This window comes from Sulfuricurvum sp. RIFOXYD12_FULL_44_77, assembly GCF_001830725.1.
Lineage (GTDB): Bacteria > Campylobacterota > Campylobacteria > Campylobacterales > Sulfurimonadaceae > Sulfuricurvum > Sulfuricurvum kujiense_A.
The window spans coordinates 1-1649 of sequence record NZ_MIBU01000108.1 but is presented as its reverse complement, the minus strand read 5'-3'; the positions used below and the strand labels follow the sequence as shown (position 1 = coordinate 1649).

At 46.0% G+C, this 1649-nt stretch carries 2 protein-coding genes; both read left to right on the top strand.

Going from position 1 to position 1649, the window contains the following annotated elements; genetic code table 11:
- The coding region (gene argC, locus A2517_RS04705) for an N-acetyl-gamma-glutamyl-phosphate reductase (RefSeq protein ID WP_294894645.1) at positions 1-987 on the top strand (987 nt) is incomplete at its 5' end.
- On the top strand, positions 977-1649 hold a 673-nt coding region (locus A2517_RS04700; RefSeq protein ID WP_294894643.1), incomplete at its 3' end, for a UDP-2,3-diacylglucosamine hydrolase. The genes argC and A2517_RS04700, both read left to right, overlap by 11 nt.

Genomic DNA, 1649 nt, shown 5'->3' with positions numbered 1-1649 from the left:
GGAGTCAGCGGTTATACGGGTTTAGAACTCGTGAAAATGCTCATTACTCATCCGATTTTCAATCTACTTTACTGTGCCAATACCGAAGGTGCGACGACGGTGTCCGAACTTCACCCCTCTTTGATGGGTGTTTGTGATTTAAATGTCGAAAAGGTAGATATCGATCGTGCGGCAAGTACATGTGAGCTCATCTTTTTAGCCCTTCCGCACAAAACAGCGATGCAAACGGCAAAAGGGTTATTGGAGAGAGGGGTCAAAGTGGTCGATCTCTCCGCCGATTACCGTCTCTCCGCCGAAAACTACGAAGCGTTTTATTGTGAGCACGAAGATTTGGACAATCTTTCCCATTCCATCTACTCCATCCCTGAACTTCATGGGAATATCGCTCAAGGTGCCCGTCTTATCGCTAATCCGGGATGTCATGTGACGGCGTCGCTGTTGGCATTGGCCCCTTTTTTAGAGTATATTGATTTATCACAACCGATTTTTATCGATTCTAAAACCGGTGTTTCCGGAGCGGGAAAATCGCCGAGTAGCACTGTTCACTATGTCAGTGTCAATGACAATATCAACTGCTACAACATCATAAAGCACCGCCATGCTACCGAGATCGAACAGCATGCGTCGGCGTTATGTGCCGATGAGGTCAAGGTCACGTTTGTCCCCTCGTTGGTTCCGATGACGCGGGGGATGTTGGCTTGTGTCTATGCAACTCTTAAATCAGAGTGTGATCCATTGATACTGATGAATACATTTTATGAGGGCAAACCCTTCGTCCGTGTACGCAATGCTCCTCCTCATACGAAAATGACCTCGGGAACCAATTTTGCCGATATGTATGCCACGCGTCATGGCAATGGACTCGTTGCGATGTGTGCGATTGATAATCTAATGCGCGGTGCCAGTTCACAGGCGTTGGTGAATGCCAACATCATGATGGGATTGGATGAATCTCTCGGAATACCGAAAATCTCGTATGTCCCCTAAAATACTCCAAAGCGGTGCGATTCTCATCGCAGATGCCCACTGCGCCCCATGGCGTACCCCTTTTATCGATTTTCTTTATGCCCTCGAATCAGGTGAAATTGTGACCCCTCAACTCATCTTGATGGGAGACGTATTTGATATGCTCTATGGGCCTATACCGCGAACGTATCACTATAACACTGAGGGAATTGAACTTCTTAATCGCCTCTCTGAACGACTGGAAATACTCTATTTAGAGGGAAATCACGATTTTCTGCTCGGAAATTTACTCTCAAATATAGAAGTTATCCGTCGCGAGGATCAGCCTATGATGATGACGTATGAAGGGCAAAAAATAGCCTTTTCGCATGGTGACAGTGCTATGGGATTGGGATACGAAATCTATACGGCTCTGATACGTAGCCCGTTGGTCTTAGGTTTTCTCCGAACCATCGATACATTCGGGGGTGGTTTTATCGTTAGGTGGCTGGAAGTGCAGATGAAGCGAAAATCACACTGCCGTAGCATCGAGAATTTTCATGGACTGATACAGAGGCGCTTAGAATCGCTTAAACTAGAATCCGTTGATGTTCTGATCGAGGGGCATTTTCATCAGAATTGCTCTTTTCATTTCTCTCAATTGCATTACATTAATGTGGGTGCTTTTGCTTGCAATGAAAGAT